The sequence below is a fragment of the Flavobacterium difficile genome (assembly GCF_011392115.1).
GTDB classification, from domain to species: Bacteria; Bacteroidota; Bacteroidia; order Flavobacteriales; family Flavobacteriaceae; genus Flavobacterium; species Flavobacterium difficile.
Genome location: NZ_JAAJBT010000002.1, coordinates 361492 through 384784 on the forward strand (window position 1 = coordinate 361492; position 23293 = coordinate 384784).

At 32.7% G+C, this 23293-nt stretch carries 17 protein-coding genes; 6 read left to right on the forward strand and 11 right to left on the reverse strand.

Annotated features, from left to right (window positions below):
* The first annotated feature begins 3 nt into the window (after window positions 1–3).
* Window positions 4–384, forward strand: a complete 381-nt coding sequence (locus tag G4D72_RS04615; RefSeq protein ID WP_166076444.1) for a DUF779 domain-containing protein — start codon at window positions 4–6, stop codon at window positions 382–384.
* Between the two features lie 2 nt (window positions 385–386).
* Here G4D72_RS04615 and G4D72_RS04620 read toward each other — a convergent pair whose 3' ends face one another.
* From G4D72_RS04620 to G4D72_RS04655, 8 genes are all read right to left on the reverse strand, one after another.
* The gene (locus tag G4D72_RS04620; protein ID WP_166076445.1) at window positions 387–1310 is read right to left on the reverse strand and encodes an AraC family transcriptional regulator; all 924 of its coding nucleotides are present in this window, start codon (window positions 1308–1310) and stop codon (window positions 387–389) included.
* A gap of 82 nt (window positions 1311–1392) precedes the next feature.
* The gene (locus G4D72_RS04625) at window positions 1393–2301 is read right to left on the reverse strand and encodes a hypothetical protein (protein ID WP_166076446.1); all 909 of its coding nucleotides are present in this window, start codon (window positions 2299–2301) and stop codon (window positions 1393–1395) included.
* A gap of 25 nt (window positions 2302–2326) precedes the next feature.
* On the reverse strand, window positions 2327–3190 hold the full coding sequence (locus G4D72_RS04630; protein ID WP_166076447.1) for a bestrophin family protein: 864 nt from the start codon (window positions 3188–3190) through the stop codon (window positions 2327–2329).
* 127 nt (window positions 3191–3317) lie between these two features.
* Complete coding sequence (locus G4D72_RS04635; RefSeq protein ID WP_166076448.1) at window positions 3318–4622, reverse strand: TolC family protein; 1305 nt, start codon at window positions 4620–4622, stop codon at window positions 3318–3320.
* 83 nt (window positions 4623–4705) lie between these two features.
* Complete coding sequence (locus tag G4D72_RS04640; RefSeq protein WP_166076449.1) at window positions 4706–7792, reverse strand: efflux RND transporter permease subunit; 3087 nt, start codon at window positions 7790–7792, stop codon at window positions 4706–4708.
* A 179-nt stretch (window positions 7793–7971) separates the two neighbouring features.
* Window positions 7972–9045, reverse strand: coding sequence for an efflux RND transporter periplasmic adaptor subunit (locus G4D72_RS04645; RefSeq protein WP_166076450.1), 1074 nt, complete (start codon window positions 9043–9045; stop codon window positions 7972–7974).
* A gap of 401 nt (window positions 9046–9446) precedes the next feature.
* Window positions 9447–11981: a DUF559 domain-containing protein gene (locus G4D72_RS04650; RefSeq protein ID WP_166076451.1), complete on the reverse strand. Its 2535-nt coding sequence runs from the start codon at window positions 11979–11981 to the stop codon at window positions 9447–9449.
* 186 nt (window positions 11982–12167) lie between these two features.
* Window positions 12168–12902 (reverse strand): Dph6-related ATP pyrophosphatase, encoded by a 735-nt coding sequence (locus tag G4D72_RS04655; protein WP_166076452.1) that lies wholly within the window; start codon window positions 12900–12902, stop codon window positions 12168–12170.
* 254 nt (window positions 12903–13156) lie between these two features.
* On the opposite strand from G4D72_RS04655, the gene G4D72_RS04660 reads away from it, so the two are divergent.
* On the forward strand, window positions 13157–15226 hold the full coding sequence (locus G4D72_RS04660) for a M1 family metallopeptidase (RefSeq protein ID WP_166076453.1): 2070 nt from the start codon (window positions 13157–13159) through the stop codon (window positions 15224–15226).
* Between the two features lie 90 nt (window positions 15227–15316).
* Here the strand turns inward: G4D72_RS04660 and G4D72_RS04665 are convergent, their stop codons facing one another.
* Entirely contained in the window at window positions 15317–15841 is a 525-nt protein-coding gene (locus G4D72_RS04665; RefSeq protein ID WP_166076454.1) for a DUF7935 family protein, read from the reverse strand.
* A 91-nt stretch (window positions 15842–15932) separates the two neighbouring features.
* Here G4D72_RS04665 and G4D72_RS04670 point away from each other — a divergent pair, with 91 nt between their 5' ends.
* The 4 genes from G4D72_RS04670 to G4D72_RS04685 all read left to right on the forward strand — a co-directional run bounded on the left by G4D72_RS04670 (window position 15933) and on the right by G4D72_RS04685 (window position 20972).
* Window positions 15933–17111 carry a hypothetical protein gene (locus tag G4D72_RS04670; RefSeq protein ID WP_166076455.1) on the forward strand — a complete coding sequence of 393 codons (1179 nt, stop codon included), beginning with the start codon at window positions 15933–15935 and terminating at the stop codon, window positions 17109–17111.
* Between the two features lie 58 nt (window positions 17112–17169).
* The gene (locus G4D72_RS04675) at window positions 17170–19506 is read left to right on the forward strand and encodes an ATP-dependent helicase (protein ID WP_166076456.1); all 2337 of its coding nucleotides are present in this window, start codon (window positions 17170–17172) and stop codon (window positions 19504–19506) included.
* A gap of 438 nt (window positions 19507–19944) precedes the next feature.
* Window positions 19945–20319: a hypothetical protein gene (locus G4D72_RS04680; RefSeq protein ID WP_207784858.1), complete on the forward strand. Its 375-nt coding sequence runs from the start codon at window positions 19945–19947 to the stop codon at window positions 20317–20319.
* A gap of 32 nt (window positions 20320–20351) precedes the next feature.
* Window positions 20352–20972 carry an L-threonylcarbamoyladenylate synthase gene (locus G4D72_RS04685; RefSeq protein ID WP_166076458.1) on the forward strand — a complete coding sequence of 207 codons (621 nt, stop codon included), beginning with the start codon at window positions 20352–20354 and terminating at the stop codon, window positions 20970–20972.
* 183 nt (window positions 20973–21155) lie between these two features.
* On the opposite strand, the gene G4D72_RS04690 is transcribed toward G4D72_RS04685, so the two are convergent.
* A complete protein-coding gene (locus G4D72_RS04690; RefSeq protein WP_166076459.1) occupies window positions 21156–22088 on the reverse strand; it encodes a LysR substrate-binding domain-containing protein in 933 nt (310 codons plus the stop codon).
* A gap of 123 nt (window positions 22089–22211) precedes the next feature.
* The gene (gene prfA, locus G4D72_RS04695) at window positions 22212–23285 is read right to left on the reverse strand and encodes a peptide chain release factor 1 (protein WP_166076460.1); all 1074 of its coding nucleotides are present in this window, start codon (window positions 23283–23285) and stop codon (window positions 22212–22214) included.
* Window positions 23286–23293 lie beyond the last annotated feature (8 nt).

The window sequence follows — 23293 nt, forward strand, 5'->3', positions numbered from 1 at the left end:
GATATGAGCAAGATTAAAAGACTAGAAGCAACTGAAAAGGCGATAGAACTCATTCAAATGCTAGAAGAAAAATTTGGTGATTTAATGTTTTATCAAGCTGGAGGTTGTTGTGAAGGTACGCAACCACAATGTTTTGAAAAAGGTGGATTTTATTTACGATACGAAGATGTTTGTATTGGAACAGTTAATGGATTCGAATTTTGGGTAGATAAAGATTTGTTCGAATATTGGAAACATGCCCATTTTACTTTAGATGTTACTGATGCAATAGGAGCAGGTGGATTTTCTTTAGAAACGCCTTATGGAAAAACGTTTGTGGTGAAATACCGCTTATTTACTGAAGAAGAAAGCCTAAATATAGAAGAAGTTAAACGGAATCTCTAAGTTTAATGCGAAGTGAAATGCATCAATTGGTATTGTTTTGGGGTCACGCCTTCGTATTTTTTAAACAATCGAATGAAGTAATTACAATCTTCAAAACCTGTGGCATAAGATACTTCGGCTATATTTATTTTCGGATTACTTAAAAGTTTTTTGGCGTATTTTATTTTTTCGTTTAAAATAAATTCAATCGGACTCATCCCTAATTCTCGCTTGAAACTTCTATAGAAGGATGTGGTGCTCATACAAGCCTTTCCGCTTAATTGTTTCAAATTGATGGATTCTCGAATGTTTTCTCTAATGAAGTTAATTGACGCGGTAATCGGACTGGTAACATCAATCATTTCATTTTCAATTTTCTTTAAACTTTGGGTTTGAATAATTCGTATAATCAATTCTTGTAAAGTAATATCGGCAATAGCATCTTTTGTGATGGAGGTGCCCATGCATTCTTTAATAAGTTTATTTATAGTTCCTGCTAATTCGATATTATTATAAAAAAAGTAATTGTCTTGGTCTAACTTCCACAAATTGTTTTTGCCTTCTTTGGGATATTTTTCATTTAAAAAACCTAACGTGTCGGTTATGATTTTATGGTCAATGGCTAAAGCGATGCATTGGGTTGGATTTTCTTGAGAAGCTTCTGGAAAATCAATTTTCATTTCTACATTGGAAGGCACAATTACGGTTTCTCCAGGTAAATATTCAAATTGAGGCGTATCAAAGAGATGCATTATTTTCTTGCCACGCAACATACTCGTTACTACTAAATCATTAAACTTCAAAGGTACTAAATCCGATTTTTGATAGGTTTCGAAAATATTCAGTTCACAATGGTTGAGAGAAAAAATAGTTCTGTTTTCAACTAAAGTTTTTAAGGACTTTTCGTGAGTAAGCGCTGGTGTTTGAAGTAATACTTTTGAAGACATCTTAATGATTTATAATTTAAAAATACAAAAAAATCCCGTTCTGAAACATTTCGGAACGGGATTTTTTAAATTATTGTTGCTTTTATTGCAGAACCATTTTGTTCGAGTCTTTGTCATAAACGATATGTGAAACTACACCGTTACCGTAAATTTCAACATAGTCAAAAGAAGGCGTTACACTTGTTCCTTCATTTTCATCTTCTTCATTAGTTATCGTGAATGCGTTATTTTTAGCGATTTTTTTGACTTTTAAATAATCATAGAATTCCTTTTTGTAAGCAACATAAGGTTCTTTTGTAGCACTGTTAATTAAGAAAACCAAAATCATACTTCTTTCATTTTCTACATTATCTAAAACAACCGCATAGTCTTTTTGTCCATCGCCATCAAAATCACCAGAGCAAATAGCATTTGGCGCTTTCTGACTACTTTCTGTTAAATAAAAACTTTTGTTATTTAAATAATCGTTATCTAAAATACTTCTTTTAATTTGTGAGTCTAGCTTTTGAAATTCTGGTAAAGAAAAATATTTTTGGTATTGCTTAAACTCATATTCGTATTCTAAAACTTTTTCAGTAACATAACCACTAGGTTTTTCATCAAGTGTTTTAGGTTTCTTAAAATAAACTGCTACAAATCCGTTTACTTTTTCATTTTCTAACAAAGAAGCATCTCCAGCAATTTCTCCGCCTTCTTCATCTAAATACACACTTTTTACATAAACTTTATTACCAAAATCTAGCGTGTCAATAATGTTGTTTGATGTTTTATCTGGCGATTTTCTCAAATAACTTTTATTAGCAATTACAAAGAATTCTTCAGCATAAAAGCCATTTTTCTCAAGATCTTTTTTATCATCAATGTTTAGAACTTTAGTAACAAGTGTATCATTTTTAACACTAATTTCTGATTTTACTTTCTCTTTACAAGAACTTAAAAAAAGTAAGGTAAGGCAAGAGGTTAAAGTAAGTTGTAAAAGCTGTTTTTTCATTAGTTTTTTTTGCGAATATATAAAATTATAATATTTCTTCTACATGTTTTTTAATATTACTAGCAATTTTTGATGTAGGCAAATCGTTTTCATCGTTTCCAAAAGGATCTTCTATTTCTTCTGCTATTAACTCTAAACTGGCTAAAACGTAAAAGATGAAAATTACAACAGGTACAATGTAATAGCCTAAACTAAAAACAAAACCAAAAGGTAAGGTCATCACATAAAAGAAAATAAATTTTTTGATGAACGCACTATAAGAATAGGGAATAGGTGTGTTTTTTATTCTTTCACAAGCACCACAAACATCGGTAAACGATTGAATTTCTGCATTTAAAATAATCAATTGATCACCCGAAATTTTATTAGATTTATACAAATCGTTAATTTTACTGAACAACATTTTGGCCACTTGATTGGGTTTGTGTTTGTTGTGATCTATTTCTAAATCGAGTCCTTCAAATAACATTTTGCCCACTTCTTCATTGCTTAAATGTTTGGCTAAAATGGAAGCATATCCAGGAATGACACGTCTAAAAAAATACTTATCATTTTCATTTTCTAAAATAACAGATAATTTTATGGCTAAATTTCTAGAATTGTTTACCAAACTTCCCCATAATTTTCTTCCTTCCCACCATCTATCATAAGCGGTATTGGTGCGATAAGCTAAAAGTAATGATAAAACAAAACCAACTGTGGTATGCATGATAGAAATGTTTTTTACATGACTATCATCTTTCAATTTAAAATAATGAATTTCAAAGTAACATATTGCTGCTGAATACGCTCCAATTAACAACATCAATGTAAAAAGTTGTCGAAAAGTATCCGATTTATGAAACTTGAAAATAAAGGTTAACCAATCTTTTGGGTTGTATTGTACCATGGTTTAAGGTAAAAGTAAAAAGTTAAAAGAGCCAATTAAAATGAGCCAAGTTAAAAGAGCCAAGTTAAAAGAGCCAAGTTAAAAGTGTTATTTTAAAGGTAAAAGTAAAAAGAAACAAGTGTTTTTACTAATTTAATTTTAAAGTTCCTGCCAATTCTTTTAAGTTGATTTCTGAAAGTTTGGTAACATATTGCGCATTAGAATAACGAACTGAAGCTTCTATAAAGTTTTGTTGTGCGGTTCTAAATTCAAGAGTTGTTATGGTACCGATTTTGAATTTTGCAAGTGTAATATCTAGATTTTGTTTAGCAATTTCTAAGTTTTTTTCTTCCACTTTTACTAACTCTAAATTCGTTTGATAACTGGCAAATAAGCTACCTAATTGCGAGGTTAACGACAATTTTTGTTGTTCTAAAACATAATTCGCGTTTTCAACTTGATATCGGGCCACTTTTTCATTTTTATTTTGAAGAAAACCATTAAAAATAGGTAATGAAGCAGAAACTCCGTAAACAAAACCTTGTCCAGATGATTGTGTTACGAATCCTAAAGAGGCTTCTGAACGGGTGAAATTATATCCAGATGTCAATCTAACAGTTGGATAACGATTGGCTTTCACTTGTTTTAAATTTAAATCGGCTACTTTTTTGGTTAGAATTTGAGCTTGCAACTGCGGATTTTGTTTTTCAGCAGTAGCTTTGAGTTCGTTGAAATCTAAGTTTTGTGCTACAGTTATTTCAGAGTTAACTTTAAAATCAGTTAACAACTCTCTAACTAATAATTCGTTCATTCTGATTTTAGTGATTCGGTAAAGTTCTTTTTGTTTTAATAATAAACTCAAATCGGTATTTAAATCTACTTGAGCATTTAACACTTCTAATTTAGAAGCTTTACCAATACTAAATCTGTTTTTAGCCGTTTCTAAACGTTGATTTGAAATTACAATCGCCGTATCAATTGAAGCCATCATTTGTTGTTGTTGTGCCAAGTCGAAATACGTTACATACACATCGCTTACTTTGGTTAAAATAGCCGCTTGTAGTTCCGATTTCCCTTGTTCTTCTAAAACTTTTAGCTGTTCTTTTCTGGCAAACATTCGCATCCCATCAAAAATGGTCCAATCTAAACCAATTCCATAATTTAAGTTCATGTTTTTGGCATTGTCTAATTCTCTTGTAGTACCGCCAGCTTGAGTTTGTTTGGTATCAATTTGACTGTTGTTATTCGTTAAATTTAAACTTACTAATGGAAGAATTCCAGCATTAGCCAAATTGTTATTGGTTTCGTCGATTTTTAAATTGTTTTCCGCAATTTTAATATCGTAATTATTTTCTAGGGATATTTTTACAGCGTCTTCAAGCGAAAGGATTTCCTGTGCTTGTGCTGAGAATCCAATTAAGAAAAGAAAAGCTATTTTATATAAATTTTGCATAATGTTTTTATGTTTACCCGCAGATTCACAGATTTTTTAAATTGTATTTGAATCGATTTTAATTGGCGAATCTGCGGTTTATTTTATCTTTCTAAAGCATCTAAATTATCAAATTCTGGTCGGTGTTTTTTGGCTTTCGACCACATTAAATAAATGGCCGGAATTACAAATAAAGTTAAGACCAATGAAAACAATGTTCCACCAACGATAACAACACCCATTCCGATTCTACTCGTTGAAGCTGCTCCAAGTGACATTGCAATTGGTAAAGCTCCAAGGGCAATAGCTAAACTCGTCATTAAAATTGGTCGTAAACGCGCTTCAGAAGCTTCGATAATGGCTTCGTATTTTGGTTTGCCTTGTTCTCTAAGTTGATTCGCAAATTCTACAATTAAGATTCCGTTTTTGGTTACCAATCCGATAAGCATTACAGTTCCAATTTGACTGAAAATGTTCCAAGTTTGTCCGAATAACCATAGCGAGAACAATGCTCCAGCCACCGCCATCGGAACCGTTAATATGATGATAAACGGATCGATAAAACTTTCAAATTGAGCTGCTAAAATCAAATAAATTAATAATAAAGCCAAGCCAAATGCGAATGAAGTATTCGAACTACTTTCCACAAAATCTCTTGATTCTCCACCTAAATCGGTGGTAAAGGTTTCATCTAAAACTTTAGCTTTGATTTCATCCATGGCATCAATTCCATCCACCATACTTTTTCCTGGCGCTAAACCAGCAGAAACGGTAGCCGACATGTAACGATTGTTATGAAACAATTGCGGTGGATTACTTTGCTCGTCAACTTCTACAACGTTATCCAATTGAATCAATTCTCCGGCTTTATTTTTAACAAACATAGAAGTCAAATCCAAAGGCGCATCTCTATCTTTTTGATCGAATTGTCCGATAACTTGATATTGTTTTCCATTCTGCATGAAATACCCAAAACGTTGTCCACTTAAGGAAAGTTGTAAAGTTTGTGCCACATCTAAAACAGAAATACCTAAACTTTCCGCTTTTTCACGATTGATGGTAACGTTAATTTCTGGTTTGTTGAATTTTAAATTCACATCCACATTTGAGAAAGTTTCATTTTTACTCGCTTCTTCCATGAATTGAGGAATTTTTTCTCTTAATTTCTCAAAATTCGGAGCTTGAATGATGTACTGAATAGGTAAACCACCTCTACGATTCACCGCAATAGTAGGTTGTTCTGAAACGTTGACTTTAGCTTGCGGATATTTTTTGGTCCATTTGTTTAAATTATCTACAATTTCTTTTTGTGTTTTGGTTCTTTCACTAGGTTCTACAAGTGCCAAACGAACACGACCTGTATTTACAGAAGAAGATAAAAACCCAGGTGAAGTAATAACCAAAGCTACTTTTTTCTCTGGAATAGAATCGTTGATCAAATCAGACAATTCGGTCATGAATCGGTCGGTATATTCGTATGTTGAACCTTCTGGCGTTGAAACACTTACTACACCTAAACTTCTGTCGTCATAAGGTGCTGTTTCTTTTGGTAAAATTTTGAAAAATAAAACGATTAAGCCAATACAAATAATAATGATAGGAAAACTCAACCATTTTCTTTTCATGAAATTCTTTAGAGCATTCGCGTAACCCTGATTTAATCCTACAAAATAAGGTTCTGTAAAATGGTAAAATCTCGTTTTCTTTTGTTCGCCGCCTTTCATTAAATAGGCGTTTAACATTGGTGTTAAAGTTAAAGATACGAAAGCGGAAATTAAAACCGCAGCACCAATTACCACACCAAACTCTCGGAACAAACGCCCTACGAAACCTTCTAAAAACACAATTGGTAAGAAAACGGCTGCTAGTGTAATAGAAATTGAAATTACAGCAAAGAAAATCTCGTTCGAACCTTTAATGGCTGCTTCGATAGGCGACATGCCTTCTTCTACTTTTTTGAAGATGTTTTCGGTCACCACAATTCCATCATCTACTACTAATCCTGTAGCTAATACGATGGCTAAAAGAGTCAATACATTGATAGAAAAGCCACACAAATACATGATGAAAAACGTTGCAATCAATGACACTGGAATATCTATTAATGGTCGGAATGCAATAGACCAATCTCTAAAAAATAAGAAGATGATCAAAACCACCAAAATAATTGAAATCAATAAAGTTTCCGCAACTTCAACTACTGATTTTTTAATGAAAAGCGTATTGTCTAAAGCAATATCAATTTTAATATCTTTAGGTAATTCTTTTTTTAATTTGTCGAATTGTTCGTAAAACTGATCGGCAATTTCTAAATAATTACTTCCTGGTTGTGGCACAATTGCTACGGCAACCATTGGATTTCCTGATTCGGTAAACTTAGTTTCTAAATTTTCTGATTCTAAAGAAGCGCGACCCACATCACTTAAACGAACTGTTTTATTTTCGTTAGAAACAATAATTATATCATTAAATTCCTTTTCTGTTGATAAATTCCCAAGCGTTTTAACCATTAATTCGGTATTCGCACCCGTTAATTTTCCGGAAGGTAATTCTACGTTTTGTTTGTCTAAAGCGGTTCTTACATCAGAAACCGTTACACCGTATGCGTTTAGTTTGATAGGATCAATCCAAATTCGCATCGAATATCTTTTTTGTCCCCAAATTTGAACACCACTCACACCAGGAATAGTCTGAATTCTTTCCGCTATCACATTTTCGGCATAATCGCTTAATTCTAAAGCATCTCTGGAGTTACTTTGCACCGTCATCGAAATAATGGCATCCGAATCGGCATCCGCTTTTGAAACGACTGGTGGCGCGTCGATATCTTGTGGTAAACTTCTAACGGCTTGCGATACTTTATCTCGCACATCATTAGCCGCTTCTTCTAAGTTTTTCTCCAGTTTAAATTCGATAGTAATGTTACTAGAACCTTGATTACTTGAAGACGTAATGTTTCGAATTCCATCAATAGAATTAATCGCTTTTTCAAGTGGTTCCGTAATTTGTGATTCGATAATGTCTGAATTCGCACCCGTATAATTCGTACGAACAGAAATCTGAGCCGGATCAATAGATGGGAATTCACGAACTCCCAAATAGGTGTACCCCAAAATACCAAACAGAATAATTAAAAGGTTAATTACTATGGTAAAAACAGGTCTTTTTATACTTAATGTAGATAAAGTCATCTTTGATTTACGATTTACGATTTTGGATTTACGAATGATGATTTACGAATTACGAATGATGATTTTGGATTTTAAAAATGATTGTTACATGAAGTAAAACCCGTAAATCGTATATCTCATATCGTAAATTTCACTTGGCTCTTTTAACTTTTTACTTGGCTCTTTTTACTTGGCTCTTTTTACTTTTCACTTGGCTCTTTCAGTTGTACTTTTATTTCAGCTTCATCTTTTAATGCCATGACTCCTGAAGTTAATAAGGTGTCGCCAGATTTGATGCCGCTGGTTACTACTACATCTTTGGCTGTTCTGGCTAAGGTTTCGATTTTTACTTCTTTAGCTTTTCCGTTATTGGCTATAAAAACTACTTTTCCATCCTGAATGGGTACAACCGCTTCGGTAGGAATTACAATCGCATCTTTAATATTTTTTAAAGAAAGTTCGATAGTGGCGAACGTTCCAGGTAATAATTTTCCATTTGAATTATTAGCGATGGCACGAATTTTTAGGGTTCTTGTTGCAGTTTCAATTTCTGGCTCGATGGCGTAAATTTTTGCAGAGAACTTTTGTGGATTATTTGGAATGGTAAATAGGATAGAAGCCTTACTTTCAATTTCTGAAGCATATTTTTCAGGAATAGAAAAACTAATTTTCACTTGATTCGAACTTACTAATTTGGTGATGATTGTAGTAGGCGTTACGTATGTTCCAGGTGAAATATTTCGCAAACCAATTTTCCCTGAAAAGGGTGCTCTAATAGTTGTTTTAGCAATTTGAGCTTGAATCAATTGGGTTTGTGCTTTTAAACTTCTAAATTCAGCGCTAGCAATATCATATTCTTCCTGACTGATGGCTTCTTTTTGTAGTAATAACTTCGCTCTTCTTTCGTTTTCTCCAGCTAATTTTTGTTTGGTAAGGGCTTGAGACAATTGCGCTCTCAATTCGATATCGTTGACTTTTAATAAAACCTGACCTTTACTAACATTTGAACCTTCTGAGAAAGAAATTTTTTCTACAATTCCAGATACTTCACTTCTAATTTCGACGTTTTCATTGGCTTCAATAGAACCAGAAAGTGAAATTGCATTAGAAAAATCTTTTGACGAAACAACTATAGCAGTAACAGATAATGGTGGTTTTTTATCTCCTTTTTTATCATTTTTTTCAGATTCTCCTGAATTTTTTGAAATTCGGTAACCAATAAGTCCTAAAAGAGTTAGGGAAATTAACGTGATACTGATAGTTTTAATCTTCATAGTAATTAGCTTATATTCGATACAAATCTACTTCTACTAATTAATACTGCCAAAACCTTACAATTTTTTTAACATACTTGTAGGTACAAGTGTTTGAATTTTTTGGATTAAAAGAAAGTTTGTGATAAAATGTTTTTTTAGACACTAATGCATGAATTTTATGAAATTTTTATTTGCGAATTAGTGGCAATTTTTTATTTACAATTTATTTGCCACAGGTTTCGTGGCAATTTTAATATTTTAAAAATATTGCCACGATTTTTTTAGTTGACATAAAAAAACTCCTAATTGGGTTTGGAGTTTTGGGGTTTTTATTTATTTCGCGAAAGGATTCATGCAGTAGCGGTACATGGATAGATAATCCGCGCTATTGACACATCGTCAAATTGAAAATTGACCCATTAACTAATATAATTCCAAATACTTTTCTTCTTACTAATTTCCAAAAACACTTCTTTAAGTTTGGCGTGTTCGGGTAAGTTCATGCTTGGGTCTTCTTTTAGGAGTTTTACGGCTAAATGTCGTGCGACTTGTAAAATGTCTTGGTCTTTTACTAAATCGGCAATTTGTAGGTTTAACACACCGCTTTGTTGTTTTCCCATAATATCTCCTGGGCCACGTAATTTTAAATCTACTTCTGCAATTTCAAATCCGTCATTGGTGCGCACCATGGTTTCCATTCGGGTTTTACTGTCTTCAGAAAGTTTGTAATCGGTCATTAAAATACAATAACTTTGTTCGGCACCACGCCCCACACGTCCGCGCAACTGATGCAATTGCGACAAACCAAAACGTTCGGCACTTTCAATCACCATTACGGAAGCGTTGGGTACATTTACACCAACCTCAATAACAGTTGTAGCCACCATAATATTGGTTTTTCCTTCGGCAAAGCGTTTCATTTCTTCGTCTTTGTCGGCGGGTTTCATTTTCCCATGTAAAATAGAAATGGAGTAGTGTGGCAATGGAAAATCGCGAGAAATACTTTCATAGCCGTCCATCAAATCTTTATAATCCATTTTTTCCGATTCCTGAATTAACGGATATACAATATATACTTGTCGGCCTTTAGCGATTTCATCTTTCAAGAATTTCCAAACCACTAAACGCTTACTATCATATCGGTGTTCGGTTCGAATTGGTTTTCTGCCTGGCGGCAACTCGTCAATCACAGAAATATCTAAGTCGCCATACAAACTCATTGCTAAAGTTCGCGGAATTGGGGTCGCCGTCATGACTAGAACGTGAGGGGGAGTAGCCCCTCCAACCTCCCCAGAAGGGAGGCTTGCCATGATTGTGTTGATCCTATTAATGACGTTATCGATGTCGCCAACAACTTGTTCATTTGTAAATCGGATTACTTTGAAACCAATTTCATTTAAGATTTGTGTTCTTAATTCGTCAGCTTCTTTTTGTTCTAATGTGTTATGATAGCCGCCATCAACTTCAATTATTAGTTTTTTCTCTAAGCAAACAAAGTCAGCAATGAAAATATCAATAATGTGTTGTCTTCTGAATTTATACTTAAGATTTTTATTTCTTAAATATTCCCACAAAATGGCTTCAGCTTGTGTGCTGTTTTTCTTGTTTTCTTTTTGAAGTTCTTTTAAAAGTTTATATGTGGATGGTCGAGCTGTTTCGTATTTTTGTTTAACACGTTCGATTTCCCCTCCTTTGGAGGGGCTAGGGGAGGCTTTACCCCAAAGCTTACTTCTTTGTTCGACACCAAAACGATGTTGTTCATCAATTACGGCTAAACCTAAATTTTTAAATTGGACTTTATCTTCCAATAAAGCGTGTGTTCCGATGATGATATCTAACGTTCCGTTTTCTAATTCTTCATGAATGATTCTTCGTTGTGCAATTTTCGTAGAGCCAGTTAAAATTCGGATGTTGATGTTTAAATCTTTGGCTAATTCGGTAATTCCATTATAATGTTGATTGGCTAAAATTTCCGTTGGAGCCATCAGACAACTTTGAAAGCCATTGTCTTTCGCGATAAGCATACACATTAACGCAACAATGGTTTTTCCTGAACCTACATCGCCTTGTAATAAACGATTCATTTGAGCGTGACTTCCTAAGTCGTTCCGAATTTCTTTTAATACGCGTTTTTGCGCATTGGTCAATTCAAAAGGTAAATGATTGTTGTAAAAGTTATTAAAGTTTTCGCCGATTTTTTCAAAGGGAAAACCTTTAATTTTATGTTTTCGAATTAAGTTTTTCGTAATTAATTGCAGTTGGATGAAAAACAATTCTTCAAATTTTAATCGGAATTGCGCTTTGGCTAATAAATCTTGATTTTTCGGAAAATGTATGTTGATTAAAGCGTCTTTTTTCGGAATTAATTTTAATTCTTCCATAATAGAAGCAGGCAAGGTTTCCGAAAATAATTGATGGGTTTCCGAAAACAATTGCATCATCATTTTATTGATGACTTTATTCGTAACGCCTTTATTGTTGAGTTTTTCTGTGCTTGGATAAACCGGTTGCATCGCACTTCGTAAAGCGGTTTTGTGTTCTTCTAACAATTCCATTTCTGGATGTGCCATATTGAAAACCGAACCAAATTGCGTCACTTTTCCAAAAATAACATAAACGGTATTGAGTTTTAAACTTTCTTTTACCCATTTTTGACCTTGGAACCAAACTAATTCCATTTGACCCGTATCGTCTAAAAATGTCGCGACTAATCTCGATTTTCCTTTGCCTTGATCGATGGTTTTGATATGAACGACTTTTCCCACAATCTGCACTTCCGAATTACTATTTACCAACTGATTGATTTTAAAATAACGGGTTCTGTCGATGTATCTGTTCGGATATAAATTGATTAAATCACCATATTTATGAATGTTCATTTCCTTGCGCAGTAAATCGCCACGTTGCGGACCAACGCCTTTCAAATATTCTATGGGAGTTTCGAGTAGGTTCATTGAAGTGTTCAGTGCTCAGTATTTAGTGTTCAGTCTCAGTTTGATTATTTTAAGAACGAATTTAAGTTATTTTAATTAGGAATCAAATTTGTAACACAGATTTAAGAAATTATATAAATTTTGGAAATTTCTCCAATCTGTGTAAAAAAAACTATGTAAATCATTTTAATCTGTACAATCTGTTTCCTATTTCGGAATTAAATCGATATACCAAAAACCGTAAATAGGTTCATCTGAATCTACATCGCAAGCGGTGTTAGATGGCGTTGTGTTTTTTGGTTTTTCGTATTTTTTATGAACGATTTCTCCGATTTCAAATGCAATTGGATTGTTGAAAATCGGTCCGTCAAAAGTGAACGTATGAAATTCGCCGTTTTCGCCACAAACGTCTACATTTTCTGGTAAATCGTTAATGAAATCTTCATTGATAATTCTTCCAACAAAACTTTGGTCTAAATACTTTTCGTTGACACAAGTTACGATGGTTTTGAAACCTAAATTTGTAAAATCGTGAATAAGTGCTTTAGTATCCATTTTCCATAATGGGAATTCCCCAACCAAACCGCCTTCTTTTAGTTTGTCTTCACGGTATTTTCGCAAATCTTCTAAAAAGATATCACCAAAAATAGCATGTGTCACACCATTTTCTTTAAATTTTGATAAGGTGTTTTTCATTACCTCTTCATAAACTTCCATCGTTGGCATTTCTGGAATCATCATTTTGGTTAGTGGTAATTGCAAACTTTTAGCTTGTAAATCTAACAGTTCTACACGAACGCCGTGCATAGAAATACGCTGGTATTGTTCGCTTACACTTGTGAGTAAAGAAACAATTTCGAATTCTTGGTTTTGTAAGGTTTTGTATAAAGCAAAGGCAGAATCTTTTCCGCTGCTCCAATTAAATAAGGCTTTCTTTTTCAATGATAATATTTAAAATAAATGTGAAGTTTGGAACACAGATTAAAGAAATTTTAAAAATTTATATAATTTCTCCAATCTATGTCAAAAAAATGATACGTGAAGAAGTTCTATTTTCTTTAATAAATCTCAAATGAAACTTCGTAAATCCAAATTCGTAAATCGTAATTTGAAAGCGAAGATAAGTTATAATTTGTGAATTAAGAAAGCCGTGAATTTGAAAATGTTTATATTCGTATCAGATTTTAAATTTATTTATGAGAACATTATTTTTTCTGCTTTTTTCTATTCTTACTTTTTCACAACAAACCAAATCCGTTGATTTTTTAATTTGTAATGCAGTTATAGAACCTCACTTTTTTGATAAATCTATTTCAGGAAGTGTATTTTATCAATTTGATGTCCAAAAAGCAATTGATACCATTAGAATTGATGCAAAGGATATGAAATTTGAAGAAGTACTTTTAAATGGAAATAAAGTAAAATTTAAAAACAATACAAAAGAATTATTACTTTATGAAGGTTATAATATTGGTCTTAATGTAGTTACTTTTGATTATAAAGCCATCCCAAAACAAACATTATACTTTACAGGATCTGAAGAAAATTTGCAAATCTGGACACAAGGTCAAGGTCGCTATACTAGTCATTGGTTGCCGAGTTTTGATGATGTGAATGAGAAGGTAATTTTTAATATGAATGTGATTTTCAAAAGAAATTTCACTGTTATAGCAAATGGTTTAAATCAAAGTAGAAAAGGAGATATGTTTACTTTTACTAGCTATAATAAATCAAGCATATATCCTTTTCATATGCAAAACCCCATGTCGTCTTACTTAGTCATGTTGGCGATTGGAAATTTTCAAAAGCAAGAAACCAAAAGCAAATCGGGTACACCATTAGAGTTTTATATTGATAAGAAGGATGTGGCTAAATTTGAACCGACTTACCGCTATTCCAAACAAATTTTCGATTATTTAGAACAAGAAATCGGCGTGAAATATCCTTGGAAAATTTACCGTCAAGTTCCAGTTAGAGATTTTTTATATGCTGGAATGGAGAATACCACATCCACTATTTTTGCACAAGATTTTGTGGTGGATTCGATTGGATTTAATGATAAAAATTACATCAATGTGAATGCACATGAATTGGCGCATCAATGGTTTGGCGATTTAATTACGGCGCAATCTGGAAAACACCATTGGTTGCAAGAAGGTTTCGCCACGTATTATGCTTTATTAGCTGAGAAAGAAGTTTTTGGCGACGATTATTTCTATAACGAATTGTACGATTATGCGTTGCAATTGAGAAGTGCCGCCAAAACGGATACGATTCCAGTTATGAATGAAAAAGCAAGTTCCTTATCGTTTTACAAAAAAGGTGCTTGGGCTTTGCATACGTTACGTGAAGATATTGGCGCTAAAAAATTTCAGAAAGCTGTAAAAAAATATTTGAAAAAATACCAATACAAAAACGTTGTTACAGATGAATTTTTAGCGGAAGTCAAAAAAGTGGCAAAGCATTTCGATACTGAAAATTTCAAAAAGAAATGGCTAGAAGCTTCCGGCTTCGATATGCTTTTAGCAGAAAGTTATTTGATGAAGAATAAATCGGTTGCCGCTTATATTCAACTCACCAAAGAGAAAAAGGATTTGGAGAATTACAAAGCAATATTGCAATCGGATACTTATTTTCCAATTAAACAATATATTTTCTATAAATTGGCTACTACATCTTTTGAAGAGAAAAAAGAGTTGATTGAAATCGGAATGAAACAAAACTTGTATGTCCGACAAGCCATTGCAGAAACACTAACAATTATTCCTAGCGAGTTTCAAAAACAATATGAAACTTTCCTTGATGATGCGTCATATCAAACCAGAGAAATTGCATTGGTCAATTTGAGTACTAATTTTCCTAATGAAGTCAATAGATTTTTAAACAAGTTAAACAATCAAGTAGGAAATAACGACAAAAATCTGCGAATTACTTGGTTAAAAACAACCATCACAAAAGGAGAAATTTCAGAATTTGAACAAAAAGAGTGTATTGAAGAATTATTAAAATATGCTTCTGAGGATTATGAATCGTCAATTCGTGAAAACGCTTTAGATGTTTTGTTAACAGTAAACAGAAATAATCCTAAAGTAATTCAGTCTTTATTTCAAGCTACAACACATCATAAATGGCAGTTTACTAAATTTTCTAGAGAAAAAATTCGTGAATTGTTGAAAAACAAAGAGTTTAGAAGTCGAGTAGAAGCTTTGGTTGAAACAGCTGATGAAAAAACGGCTGCTTTGTATTTGAAGTTTTTGAAGGAGTAAAAATAATTTTGTCATTCTGAACTTGTTTCAGCATCTATCTACAAACAAGTTCAGATGCTGAAACGAGTTCAGCATGACAATAGGGAGAATTTAAAAAACACGTTTTAATTCTTCTTTTATAAAACTAATGGCCACAGCACTTGCGCTTTCTGTTTGAGTTAATTCGGTAAGTAAAAAAGTTCTTAGTTCGTTTCCAGTTTTTACTTCACCATTAATAGAAGTTTGACGAATTTGTGTAATGATACTGTTTTTCGCTTTCATCACAATTTCCCAGGAATCTTGTGTGATATAAATTTGCTGCGCAATATTGTGTTCGTATTCGGTTTGAATGTTGTGTATTAAAAAAGTAGCATAATTTGTTGCGTCTAAATCGTTTGGTTCTACACGCATCATTAAGTTAATTGGATTAATTCTTTCTAAAAACAACACAATTCGCTCGTAAGCTTGAAGTTTTATTGGTAAACTTTGATGTTGGTTTTCACGCAACAACTCAAATTTACGTTTGTATTCTTCATTTTTAAAAAATTTATGTAGTAATCCAAATGCCACACCACCAGTAATAATTGATGGTATAGTGTAAGTTGCAATTTCCAGTAATTTCTGTTCAAAATTCATTTTCGGTTTTTTTACAAATCTAAAATATTTTTTCTAAATTTTGAAATTATCTTTATTTTCTTATATTTGTTTGTATCTCAATAATTTAAAAATGAAAAAAGCATTTTTTTTCTTCCTTTTTCTTCTTTCTTTTTTGTCTTTTTCACAGACGAAGGAATTTACCCTTATTTTTAAAGATGTAAAAACTGGAAATTTAATAGAAAATGTTTTAGTTAATATTTTAAGAACCAATGAGAATTTTTTAAGTAATAAAGAAGGATTAGTCAAATTTAAGTTAGATAAACCTTCAAGAATAATAGTATCTCAAACAGAATATAAGCAAGTAACGCTGAACTCGGTCACTTTTAAAGAACCAGAACTGATAATAGAACTAGAAAGTATCTCTCAAGACATTGAAGACGTTGTAATTACAAACCGACAATCATTTAGTATTTTAAAAACGCTGATTAACAAGTCGATGAAGCAATTAACAGCACCAATAAATCTGAAAATTTATTCGAGAGAATTTTTTAAATACAATAATGAATATACTTCTTATTCAGATGGTTTAGTCAATTTTTGTTTGAAAGAAAAACCAGATAAGTTTGCTGCTGATATTTTGGTAGAACAAAACAGAACTTACAATTTGATCAATAATGAAAAGATTGAAAAGAAAACGTTGAGCTACAACATGTACGATATCATTCAGAATTATTACGATTTTAAATACATCAATAATTTAGCAGAATCGAAAGCCAAAAAGAAATTCGAATTTGAGATTAAAACCGTTAGAGGAAAGGCAAATTTTTATCAAATGGTAATCACACCCAAACCAGAAATTGAAGAATTTTTGCCCACAGTTACTATTGTTTACGATTTTAAAAAGAATATTATTTTAGAATTAGAATATTTCGTTGAACCTAATCGTTTTGAGTTTTCAGATGTTTCCAATTTAAAAGTGGTAAAGGGAAAAGTTTTCAATTCCACTTTTAAAGCTTTATATCTTGTTGATGGTGACGATTATTTTTTAGCCAGTACTAAAGAAGAAATTGGTATAATGGTAAAGGATAAGAAAGACGTTGAAAATAAAGTGGAAGTTATTAATTATTTAATGACGACTCAACATAGTAGAAAATTTGTGCCGTACCAAAAAGATGATGTTTTTAAAGAAAAATCATTGATTAACAAGAAAAACTCAATAATTACAGAATATTGGGAAACTAATTCCGGATTATTATTGACTAAAGAAGAGAAAAAAATTGTTGATAATTTGCAACTAAATGCCAACTAAATATAGTTGAAATCACTTCATAATCTGTATTTTTGCTATCAAATTAGCTCTTTTTAAAATGCAACAATACATAGATCAACTAAATGAAGCACAACGTGCGCCAGTTCTCCAAAAAGACGGTGCGATGATTGTTATTGCAGGTGCAGGTTCTGGTAAAACTCGAGTTCTTACAGTTCGTATTGCCAATTTGATGTATCAAGGCGTTGATGCTTTTAATATTTTATCCTTAACGTTTACCAACAAAGCCGCACGTGAAATGAAAAAACGTATTGGTGAAATTGTAGGTGCTAGTGAAGCCAAAAACCTTTGGATGGGAACTTTTCACTCCGTTTTTGCTAAGATTTTACGAAGCGAAGCTGATAAGCTAGGCTATCCGTCTAACTTTACGATTTATGATTCTCAAGATTCTTTACGTTGTTTGGGCGGAATTATTAAGGAAATGCAATTGGATAAAGATGTATACAAACCGAAACAAATTTTAGGTCGAATTTCGCAATATAAAAACTCTTTAATTACCGTTCGAGCGTATTTTAATAATCCCGAATTACAAGAAGCCGATGCCATGAGCAAAAAGCCTCGAATGGGAGAAATTTACAACAATTATGTAGAGCGTTGTTTCAAATCGGGCGCAATGGATTTTGATGATTTATTGTTAAAAACCAACGAGTTATTAAATCGTTTTCCCGATGTTTTAGCCAAATACCAAGATAGATTTAGATACATTTTAGTGGATGAGTACCAAGATACGAATCACTCGCAATATTTAATTGTAAAAGCTCTTTCAGACAGATTTCAAAACATTTGTGTGGTAGGTGATGATGCACAAAGTATTTATGCATTCCGTGGTGCGAATATCAACAACATTTTAAACTTTCAAAAAGATTACGAAGGTGTAAAAATGTACCGATTAGAACAAAATTATCGTTCTTCAAAAAATATCGTGGAAGCAGCGAATAATGTTATCGATAAAAATAAAACCAAACTAGATAAAATTGTTTGGACAGCCAATGATGATGGTCCGAAAATAAAAGTCCACAGAAGTATTACAGATGGAGAAGAAGGACGTTTTGTAGCCGGAACTATTTTCGAACAAAAGATGCAAAACCAATTACCAAATTCTCATTTTGCAATTTTGTATCGAACCAATGCCCAATCTCGTGCTATGGAAGATGCGTTGCGAAAAAGAGATATTCCGTATCGAATTTATGGTGGTTTATCGTTTTATCAACGCAAAGAAATTAAAGATGTTTTAGCATATTTACGATTGGTTATCAATCCGAAAGATGAAGAAGCTTTAGTGCGAGTTATCAATTATCCAGCTCGTGGAATTGGTGATACAACTGTAGAAAAACTAACGGTTGCAGCCAATCATTACAAACGTTCCATTTTTGAAGTGATGGAGCACATTGATAAAATCGATTTAAAATTAAATTCGGGAACCAAAACCAAGTTGCAAGTTTTTGTAACGATGATTAAAAGTTTCCAAGTGATCAATGAACAACAAGATGCCTTTACGTTAACAGATCACGTAACTAAGAAAACCGGTTTGGTGCAAGAATTGAAAAAAGACGGTACACCAGAAGGAATTGCTCGTATTGAAAATATTGAAGAATTACTAAACGGTATTAAAGATTTCACCGAAGGTCAGAAAGAAATTGATGGTGCTCGTGGTGCTTTGGCAGAATTTTTAGAAGATGTGGCTTTGGCAACTGATTTAGATAAAGATACTGGTGATGATGATCGTGTGGCGTTAATGACGATTCACTTGGCAAAAGGACTAGAATTTCCTCATGTTTTCGTGGTCGGAATGGAAGAAGATTTGTTTCCAAGTGCGATGAGTATGAACACAAGAAGCGAATTGGAAGAAGAACGCCGTTTGTTTTATGTTGCTTTAACTCGTGCCGAACATCAAGCGTATCTGACCTATGCACAATCGCGTTACCGTTGGGGAAAATTAGTAGATAGCGAACCGTCTCGATTTATTGAAGAAATTAATGACGAGTATTTAGATTATATGAATCCGATTGATACAGGTTACCGATACAAACCATCAATGGATATCGATATTTTTGGTGATGTGGATAAATCAAAATTGCGATTAGCGAAACCCAAAGCAGGAACACCACCAGAATATATTACCAAAAACGAACCAATTTCGTCTGTTAATATCAGAAGATTAAAACCGGTAAGTAGTGGCACAAGCTCTGCGGATAAAACCAATTTATTTGATGGCAATTTAGCCGTTGGAAACATCGTTATGCACGAACGCTTTGGAAAAGGAGAAATAGTAGGTTTAGAAGGCGCTGGTGCCGACAAAAAAGCAGAAATTCGTTTTGATGTAGGCGGCTTAAAAAAGTTGTTGTTGCGATTTGCGAAGTTGAATGTGATTGGGTAGGTTAAGAGGAAAGAGCCAAGTAAAAAGAGTTAAGTAAAAAGAGCCAAGTAAAAAGAGCCAAGTAAAAAGAGCCAAGTAAAAAGAGCTAAGTAAAAAGAGTCAAGTAAAAAGAGTCAAGTAAAAAGAGTCAAGTAAAAAGAGCTAAGTAAAAAGAGCTAAGTAAAAAGAGTCAAGTAAAAAGAGCCACGTAAAAAGAGCCAAGTAAAAAGAGCTAAGTAAAAAGAGCCAAGTAAAAAGAGCTAAGTAAAAAGAGCTAAGTAAAAAGAGTCAAGTAAAAAGAGCCACGTAAAAAGAGCCACGTAAAAAGAGCCAAGTAAAATGAGCCAAGTAAAAAGAGCCAAGTAAAAAGAGTCAAGTAAAAAGAGCTAAGTAAAAAGAGCTAAGTAAAAAGAATCAAGTTAAAGGAACCAAGGGAAAAGGGATAGGTTTAAAGATTTTATGATAAAGATTTTTTTGGTTTTTAGTTTATTCATTTTCTCTTCTTGTGAAAAGAATGATAAACTAGATTTTCCTGTATTTTTAAATGAGATTACCAAAGTTGAATTAGAAAGGCCTGATTTTAAATCGGGCGGTAAATTTGCCCAAATAAAAGAACTTAATAAAACTGAAATAATACAATTGATTCAGGCGTTAAAAAAAGCTAAACCGATTGGTTTCATAAAATTTAAAACGGATTTTTATATTAATATTAAATCAAAAAATATAATTCAAATAGATATTTATCATTTGAAAGTCAATGGAAATATAATTAAAGATTTTGAAAGTGATTTGGCTTATAAAATTGATGATTTAAAATTTTTAAAAGATTTCTAACATCTAATTTCTAACATCTAATTTCTAAAACAATGGCAGAATTTTTAAAAATTTACGAAGACAAACCTAGTGAAGCCGCCATTAAAAAAGTGGTTGAGGTTTTAAAAAATGGTGGATTGGTCATTTATCCAACAGATACAGTATACGGTTTAGGTTGTGATATTACCAATTCTCGTGCATTGGAACGATTAGCCAAATTGAAAGGAATTAAGTTAGAAAAAGCCAATTTTTCTTTTGTTTGTAGTAGTTTGAGTAACATTTCCGATTACGTGAAACAAATTGATACACCAACTTTCAAAATTTTAAAACGTGCTTTACCAGGTGCGTATACGTTTATTTTACCAGGAAATAACGATTTACCAAAAGACTTCCGTAAGAAAAAAACTGTCGGAATTAGAGTACCAGATAATAGAATTGCCATTCAAATTGTGGAAATGTTAGGCAATCCAATTGTTTCAACATCTATTCACGATGAAGATGAGGTTATTGAATATTCTACAGATCCTGAATTAATTTTCGAAAAATGGCAAAATCAAGTCGATTTAGTGATTGATGGTGGGTATGGTGAAAACGTAGCCTCAACCATTATCGATTTAACCGGTCATGAACCAATTGTGGTGAGAGAAGGAAAAGGTGATGTGAATGTGATTTAGTCACAGTTTACAGTCGCAGTCTCAGTATTCAGTTTCATTATTCAGTCTCAGTATACAGTTTCTATGTACAGTCACAGTTTTAGTTCTTTTTTTTAGAATTTGTGCTCAAAACAGCTTACTGTATACCGCTTACTGTAAACTGTAACTGCAAACTGCGACTGTAAACTGCGACTGAATACTAATCTATTTCGGACTCACAATTTCTACATCACTAAATGCTATCGCACCACGAACAACGCCTTGAATCGTGTTTTTTAACGCATCAATAATATGAATTTTTAATTCGTTTTTGGAGAAAATTAAACTTACTTCTCTAGATGGTTTTGGATTGGCGAATTGTCTTAGTTTAGCTTTGTTTTTTTCGTTTAAATCTAACGTATGTAAATAGGGAAGAAGCGTTGTTCCTAAACCTTCATCAGATAATTTGATTAAGGTTTCAAAACTTCCGCTTTCTAGTTGAAAGTGATGTTCTCCCATAAAATTATTGGTTTTACATAAATTCAAAACACTATTTCTGAAACAATGTCCATCTTGTAAAAGCAAGATTTTTTCTACATCTAAATCGGAAACTTCGAGTTCTTTTTTGCTGTTATTTTGACTATTATCAGGAATATATGCTACAAATGGTTCGTAGTACAATACAATTTCTTTTAGTTTTTCTTCATCTAAAGGCGTGGCAGCAATTGCACAATCTAAATGCCCATTTTTTAATTTTGAAATGATGTCAACCGTATTTAATTCTTCTACAATTAAGTTGATTTTAGGATATTTTTTAATAAACGTATTTAAAAACATTGGTAATAAAGTGGGCATAATTGTCGGAATAATTCCAATTCGGAAATCGCCACCAATAAACCCTTTTTGTTGGTCTACAATATCTTTAATTCTATTGGCTTCGTTTACAATATTTTTCGCTTGTGTTACAATTTTGCTTCCCACGTCTGTCAAACCAATTGGTTTTTTAGTTCTGTCAAAAATTTGAATGCCTAATTCTTCTTCTAATTTTTGAATTTGCATACTTAAAGTCGGTTGTGTTACGAAACATTTTTCTGCAGCTAAAGTAAAATTTTTATTTTCGGCAACGGCTAAAACGTAATATAATTGAGTAATTGTCATGGTATCAATTTTTATGATAAAAGTAACTATTTTGATTGTAAAAAACTATTGATTTGTAGGTGTTTATAAAAAAACTCTGAAAGTTATTCAGAGTTTTTTGTTTATTTAAACTTCGTACATGTATTAATATACTTCAGATTCTTTTAATTTTTCAGTATTTGCTACCAATTGTAATTCGTCAATAAATTTATGAATTTTACCAGACATTACACCGTCCATATCAAAAACGTCAACTCCAATTCTATGATCTGTGACACGACCTTGTGGATAATTGTAGGTTCTAATTTTTGCAGATCGGTCACCAGAACTTACTTGAGAAGTACGCGTTTTAGCATCTTCTTCTTGTTTTTTTGCTAATTCTTGTTCATATAAACGAGATCGCAAAACAGTTAAGGCTTTATCTTTATTTTTATGTTGCGATTTTTGATCCTGACATTGTGCTACTAATCCAGAAGGAATGTGTGTTAAACGAACGGCAGATTTTGTGGTATTTACCGATTGACCACCTGGTCCAGACGAACAGAAAAAATCTACACGAACATCATTCATGTCAATTTGAACATCAAACTCTTCTGCTTCTGGTAAAACCATAACGGTTGCTGCAGAAGTGTGTACACGCCCTTGCGTTTCCGTTTGAGGAACTCGTTGTACACGGTGTACTCCAGCTTCGTACTTCAAGGCTCCGTATACATCTTCACCAGTTACTTCAAAAATTACCTCTTTGAAGCCACCAGAAGTTCCATCACTCATGTCTACTACAGAACATTTCCAACCACGACTTTCGCAATATTTGGTATACATTCTATATAAATCACCTGCAAAAATAGAAGCTTCATCACCACCAGTTCCAGCACGAATTTCTACCATTACATTTTTAGCATCTTCTGGATCTTTAGGAATCAACATAAATTTGATTTCTTCTTCCAATTCAGGTAAACGTTCTTTGGCTTCTTCCAACTGCATTTTAGCCATTTCTACCATTTCGGCATCCGAACCATCAGCAATTATTTCTTGTGCTTCTTTAATATTTGCATCAAGGTTTATATATTCTTCACGCTTTTGTACTAAAGCGTTTAAACTTTTGTATTCTTGGTTTAATTGAACATAACGTTTCTGATCGGCAATCACATCAGGCTGTATAATTAAATCTGATATTTCATCGAAACGTTGTTTTACATATTGCAATCTGTCTAACATATTAATCT